Source organism: Mycobacterium sp. TH-M11 (genome assembly GCF_057473725.1).
Genome location: NZ_JBYCLD010000425.1, coordinates 1 through 5534, shown reverse-complemented (window position 1 = coordinate 5534; position 5534 = coordinate 1). Strand labels below are relative to the sequence as shown.

General features: G+C 65.8%; 8 protein-coding genes. 2 read left to right on the top strand and 6 right to left on the bottom strand.

The window, feature by feature from the left end; all coding sequences use genetic code 11:
* The 4 genes from AC2VOG_RS16735 to mftA all read right to left on the bottom strand — a co-directional run.
* Positions 1 to 319 (bottom strand): alpha-hydroxy-acid oxidizing protein (locus AC2VOG_RS16735; protein ID WP_486940982.1); only part of this gene is annotated, 319 nt, incomplete at its 3' end.
* Between the two features lie 2 nt (positions 320 to 321).
* Positions 322 to 1509: a mycofactocin radical SAM maturase gene (gene mftC / locus AC2VOG_RS16730; RefSeq protein WP_486940981.1), complete on the bottom strand. Its 1188-nt coding sequence runs from the start codon at positions 1507 to 1509 to the stop codon at positions 322 to 324.
* Positions 1506 to 1844 (bottom strand): mycofactocin biosynthesis chaperone MftB, encoded by a 339-nt coding sequence (mftB, locus tag AC2VOG_RS16725; protein WP_486940980.1) that lies wholly within the window; start codon positions 1842 to 1844, stop codon positions 1506 to 1508. Before mftB ends, mftC begins: the two co-directional genes overlap by 4 nt.
* A complete protein-coding gene (mftA, locus tag AC2VOG_RS16720) occupies positions 1829 to 1954 on the bottom strand; it encodes a mycofactocin precursor MftA (RefSeq protein ID WP_486940979.1) in 126 nt (41 codons plus the stop codon). The genes mftB and mftA overlap by 16 nt, the downstream gene beginning before the upstream one ends.
* 85 nt (positions 1955 to 2039) lie before the next feature.
* Between mftA and mftR the strand changes: the two genes are divergently transcribed.
* Both mftR and AC2VOG_RS16710 read left to right on the top strand, forming a co-directional pair.
* The gene (mftR, locus tag AC2VOG_RS16715; protein WP_486940983.1) at positions 2040 to 2657 is read left to right on the top strand and encodes a mycofactocin system transcriptional regulator; all 618 of its coding nucleotides are present in this window, start codon (positions 2040 to 2042) and stop codon (positions 2655 to 2657) included.
* Positions 2654 to 3694, top strand: a complete 1041-nt coding sequence (locus tag AC2VOG_RS16710; protein ID WP_486940978.1) for a DUF2332 domain-containing protein — start codon at positions 2654 to 2656, stop codon at positions 3692 to 3694. The genes mftR and AC2VOG_RS16710 overlap by 4 nt, the downstream gene beginning before the upstream one ends.
* A 193-nt stretch (positions 3695 to 3887) precedes the next feature.
* Here AC2VOG_RS16710 and AC2VOG_RS16705 read toward each other — a convergent pair whose 3' ends face one another.
* Positions 3888 to 5072 carry an NAD(P)/FAD-dependent oxidoreductase gene (locus AC2VOG_RS16705; RefSeq protein WP_486940977.1) on the bottom strand — a complete coding sequence of 395 codons (1185 nt, stop codon included), beginning with the start codon at positions 5070 to 5072 and terminating at the stop codon, positions 3888 to 3890.
* 39 nt (positions 5073 to 5111) lie between these two features.
* Positions 5112 to 5534: Rv2324 family transcriptional regulator (locus AC2VOG_RS16700; RefSeq protein ID WP_486940976.1), on the bottom strand; the 423-nt coding region annotated here is incomplete at its 5' end.

Sequence of the window (5534 nt, the reverse complement as noted above, 5' to 3'; positions counted from 1 at the left end):
CCATCGCCGTCCCCCGCGCTGCTGCGGCCCGGGCCACGGCAATCTCGCCATCCGGGTCAACGGCCTGCACGCCCGTCGGCGAGATAATCACCGGAAGGGAAATATCCTGCCCCATAACGGTTGTCGCGAGATCGCGGTTTCCCAGCGCGCCCACCACGTGCGGCGCGAAGCCAAGCTCGCCGAAGGCCTCGACATTGTCGAAGACCGTCAGTCCTTTTTCACTGGCGGACACCAACGCGGAATAGGACGACTTGGGCAGCCGTTTCTTCGCGCGTTGCTGCGCGATGGCGACGGTCTCGAACCAGACGTCACGAGCCACGGCTAGACCGGGCTCTCGTTGCAGAGTTTTGCCGGGGGCGTCCGAGGGGGCACTGTCAGCGTCAGCGGCACCGGCCCGCTCTTGCGTCGGCCGCTGTGGGAGTGGTCCCCGGCGGGACGCGGCTTGTCGCGCTCTTGTGCCAGCGCCGGCCCGCCGTAGCCCTGAACGCATTCCGGGTCGGGGCCGTCGAGTGGTAGGCCGGTGAAGAACTTGGCCGCCATGCAGCCGCCGCGGCAGCTGTCATAGTGCCCGCAGCTTGTGCAGGCGCCCGCCGACTGCGGCTCGCGCAGCTCCTTGAACAGCGGGGCGTCCTTCCAGACTTTGTCAAAACCCCCGTTGGACAACACATTTCCCGCCAGGAAGCGGTCGTGGATGGCGAACGGGCAGGCGTAGACGTCGCCGATCGGGTCGATCAGGCACACCACCCGTCCGGCGCCACACATGTTCAACCCCGACAGCGCACCGGGTTCCCCCAACCCGGACAGATGGAAGAAGGAGTCACCGGTGAGCACTCGCTCGCCTTTGGCCACCAACCAGTCGTACAACTGCACCTGCTGCGCGGCGGTCGGATGCAGGTCGTCCCAGACATCGGCACCGCGGCCGGACGGACGCAGCCGGGTGATGCGTAACGTAGCGCCGTATCTAGTTGCCAGTGAGGCGAATTCGTCGAGCTGATCGACGTTGTGTCGGGTCACCACGACCGAGATCTTGGCGTCTTTGAAGCCGGCCGCGGCGAGGTTCTCGCACGCGCGAATCGCCATCGCGAAGGATCCGGCACCGCGGACGGCGTCGTTCACCTCGGCGGTGGCGCCGTCCAGCGAGATCTGGACGTCGACGTAGTCACTGGCCGCCAGTCGGGCAGCCACCTCGGGGGTGATCCGCACCCCGTTGGTGGAGAACTTCACGCCGACGTGGTGTGCGGTCGCGTAGTCGACCAGTTCCCAAAAGTCCGGCCGCACAGTCGGTTCCCCGCCGCCGATATTGACGTAGAACACCTGCATGCGTTCCAACTCGTCGATGATGTCTTTGCACTGGCGCGTCGAGAGCTCGCGCGGGTCTCGTCTGCCCGACGACGACAGGCAGTGCACGCACGCCAGGTTGCACGCGTAGGTCAGCTCCCAGGTCAGGCAGATCGGCGCGTCCAGCCCGCGTTCGAACTGTTCGATGAGCCGCGGCACTGTCGATGTCACGCTGTCTCCTCTTTGGCGGGTACCACCATGGTGGGCACCAGCATGTTCGAGCCGGCCAGCACGGCGAGCGCATGCAGGTAAGGGTCCTGCTCCGGGCCCTCGACACCGGCCGCCCGCAGGGCCGCCCGGACGTCGGGGTGATCAGCCAGGGATTGCACCACCTCAAGGATGGTGCGGTTCTTCAGGAACGAGAGTTTGCGAGTTCCGAAGTGATACAACAGCGCACCGAAATTTTCGGGACGCACAGCGACCTGCGGGTGCAGGCGCCATGCATGATCGGGATCGAACTCGGTGCACCCCTTGACGGGGGCGCTCACGATCAGTAGACCCCGCACATCCCGTCGATGGACACCTCTTCGACCAGTGTCTCGGTGACGAGCTCCGAGCTCGAGGTCGCCGACGAAGCGGTTCCGGTGCCGCTATCGGCCTTTTGCTGCTGCTCCATGACGTTGCCTTTCGTTCGGATAGCGCTCGACAAGTCGCGTCGATGTGGTCAGAATCTCAGTCAGAATATGGCATCGAGTGCCGGAATGGAAGGGTGGGGGTCGATGGCGCAACCGCAGCCACGGGTCGGCCGCCGGCGGTCCACCACGCCCGAACACATTTCGGCCGTCGCGATCGGGCTTTTCGCCGAGCGCGGATTCGCCGAGGTGAGCGTCGACGAGATCGCGCAGGCCGCCGGCATCGCCCGGCGCAGCGTGTTCCGTTATTACGCGTCGAAGAACGCAATTCCATGGGGCGATTTCGACGCTCATCTGCAACACCTGGGCAAACTGCTGGGCGACGTCGATCCGGGCATGCCACTCGGCGATGCACTGCGAGCCGCCCTGCTGTCGTTCAACACGTTCGGCGAGTCCGAGACCGTGCGGCACCGGCAGCGTATGCGGGTTATCCTGAAAACGGCTGAACTGCAGGCGTATTCGATGACCATGTATGCGGGATGGCGCGAGGTGATCGCAGCATTCGTGGCAGACCGGATCGGCGTCGAGACCAGCGCTCTGCGGCCGCAGACGGTCGCCTGGATGATGCTCGGCGTGGCGTTGAGCGCCTACGAGCATTGGCTGGATGACGAATCGGTCTCTTTACCGCAAGCTTTGGGCGATGCCTTTGACGTTGTGCGCGCCGGGCTGAAGGATTTAGAGCCATGAGCCGACTGCTGCGGGCTATCGAGTTGCAAGGACAGGTCTGCGCAGCCATGGGTTCGGCGATGTATGGCGACCTGCTACCCATGATCGGCCGCGACGCCGAGGCCGACGGCGTGTTCGCCCGGATCTTTGCCGGCCACGAAAATGATTCTGGCCGTTTGGCTTTGCCGCTGCGACTGCTGGGCGGACTGCATCGGCTGGCTCTCGATGGACGCGCGCCTGCGCTGCGACGCTGGTATCCCAGTGCCGGCGGAACGTGGAACGTGCAGCAAGCGTGGCCCGATATTCGGCAAGCCGCTTCCGATTACGCCGACTATCTGCGGGCCGCCCTCGACCAGCCACCGCAGACCAACGAGGTCGGCCGGTCCGCCGCGCTGCTCGGCGGTCTACTGACGCTGACCGAGCGATTCGGGCTGCCGGTAAGGCTTTTCGAGATCGGCTGCAGCGCCGGGCTGAACCTGCGCGCCGACTACTACCGCTACCGTTATCCGGGCGGCGAGTGGGGCCCGGCCGATTCACCGGTGACGATCGACGACGCCTGGCGCGGCGATCTGCCTCCCCCGGCGGATTTGATCATCGCCGAGCGACACGGTTACGACATCGCGCCGCTGGATGCCACCGACGCGGCGGGCGAGTTGACCCTGCTCAGCTATGTCTGGCCTGATCAGCAGGTCCGACTGGATCGGCTGCGCGGCGCAATAAGCGTCGCCCGTGTGGTGCCGGCGACGTTGCATCGCCGCAACGCCACCCAAGCCGTGGCCGGGCTTGGCCTCGCCGACGGCACGCTGACCGTACTATGGCATTCGATTATGTGGCAATACCTTTCGCTGCCAGAACAGTCCACGATCGAGGCCACCGTCGACAAGATCGGAGCGCGAGCCACACCCACGTCAGCGTTCGCGCACCTGACACTGGAACCGCATCGCCGGACCCGCGAGTCTGACGTCGAATTCGTGGTGCGCGCCCGCTGCTGGCCCGGCGGGGATTACCGGCTACTGGCGGCGTGCTCACCACACGGCCCGCCAGTCATCTGGAAATAGCGGCGGCCGAGATAAATTTTCTCGCGGCGACGGACGCTGCCCGCAAGTAAGGATCTGCCGCCGATCGGCATCACCGCCGCCTCGACCGCGCCTACCCTGGTTCGCCGTTCCAACGGCTATCCGCGCGTGAACGTCGACTTGTTGTGGAAATCAAGGATTTTAACCACGACAAGTCGACGTTCGGCGGTGTCGGTTACCCGAGTATTTCCGAAATCGGCACAGCAGCAGCGATTTTAGCTCGCGCCTTCATGACCTTGCCAGGCATTCCGCCGCCCACCACGCCGGCCACCGCGCCGTCGCGCTCGTAGTAGGCGAGAAACTTGCGGCCGTCGTCCTCGACGATGTGCACGGTGTCGGTGGCGACGGGTTCACCCAGGCACTGGATCTTGACGTCGTACTGATCGCTCCAGAAGTACGGGACCACCACCCCTACCCGCGCATCCATGCCGAGCATGGCGGGCACAACAGCGCGGGCTTGGTCGGCGACATTGCTCCAATGTTCTACGCGCACTTGGTGTCCCTTCGGGTCACGCCATGACGCCACGTCGCCGAGCGCCCAGACATTCGGTGCGCTGGTCCGGCCGACGGAGTCGCAGATGACGCCGTTGTCGACCTCGATGCCGCTGCCGTCGAGCCAATCGGTCGCCGGCCGCGACCCGATGCCCACCACGACCAGGTCGGCATTCACCTCGGTGCCGTCGGTCAACAGCACCGAGGTGACGTGCGTGTCACCACGCACGTCGGCCACGCCGACACCGGTCCGCACGTCGACCCCTTCCGCACGGTGCAGCCGGGCCACCAGGAGGCCGATCTGCTCGCCGAGAACCCCGGCCAGGGGCGCGGGCTGCGGCTCGACCAGCACGACATCGACTCCGAGTCGACGCAGACTGGCCGCCACCTCGCAGCCGATGAATCCGGCACCGACCACCACGGCGCGTTGCGCCTGCGAGGCGTGCCGGCGCAACGCCAGGCTCTCGTCGAACGAGCGCAGTACCCGGATGCCCGCCAGGTCGGGAAACGCCGGAATGCGCCGTGGCACCAGGCCTGTCGCAATAACGAGTTGGTCGTAACCCAGTACCGATCCGTCTTCGAGCGTCACGGTCTGCGCACCGGTGTCGATGCCGGCGGCAGCCGCACCCAACCGCACAGTGATGTTCTGCTCGTCGTAGAACTCGCGCGGCTTGAGCGTCACGTCGTCGACCTCGCTGCGCAACACCTCTTTGGACAGCGGGGGGCGGTCATAGGGCAGGTGCACCTCATCGCTGACGATGGTGATCGGACCGGCGTATTCGGCCCGACGCAACTGCTCGGCGGTCCGGGTCGCGGCAAGTCCGCCGCCGACGATCAGGATGCCGTTGTCGCCAGGATTCGTGGTCATTGGAGAGTTCTTACACGATTGTGGTGGCCGAGGAATTGCTCACCCCTGCGCGTGCGACCGGTCGATCAGGTTCGACAGCACGACGATACTCTCGCTGCGGTCGACGGCGGCACTGGTGCGAATCCGCTCCAGCGCGTCCTCGAGATGCGTCATGTCGCGCGCCAGCACTCGCAGGAGGGCGTCCGCAGCGCCGGTAACCGTTGCGGCGCTGACGACTTCGGGGATGTCGAGCCAGGCGCGACGCAATTCGTCCGGCGAGATTCGACCGTGGCAGAAGACCTGCACATAGGCCTCGGTCCGCCACCCCACCGCGTTGCGATCGATGACGGTGGTGAATCCGCGGATCACTCCGCTGTCGAGCATCCGGTCGACGCGCCGCTTGACCGCCGGCGCCGAGAGTCGCACCCGCTCGCCGATGTCGGCGAACGTCGCCCGCGCGTACTGAGCCAACTCGGCCAAAAT